The sequence below is a fragment of the Treponema sp. R6D11 genome (genome assembly GCF_054786075.1).
The window spans coordinates 1-228 of sequence record NZ_BDHD01001508.1 but is presented as its reverse complement, the minus strand read 5'-3'; the positions used below and the strand labels follow the sequence as shown (position 1 = coordinate 228).

The window sequence follows — 228 nt, the reverse complement described above, 5'->3', positions numbered from 1 at the left end:
GGCGTCAACGAAAAAAATATGCCGGTAACCCCGAAAAAGATGCTACAAAGCGATATTTCAGTTATTTTTATTTTCCCCGAAGGAACAATATTTTCTTTTAGCTCAATTAGTTCCGCAAGCGGACAGAAACTGCATATTAATGCGGATTTTGCGTCAAATATTCCCAAAATTACAATCCCGTTTTCTCCCCGCCGTTCTTCCCTTATAAAGGATTCAGGACAGCTTGGA

General features: G+C 39.9%; 1 protein-coding gene. It reads left to right on the top strand.

Features of this window, described 5'->3' with window-relative positions; genetic code table 11:
- Positions 1–18: 18 nt before the first annotated feature.
- On the top strand, positions 19–228 hold a 210-nt coding region (locus tag ACYVTD_RS19220; RefSeq protein ID WP_461249173.1), incomplete at its 3' end, for a hypothetical protein.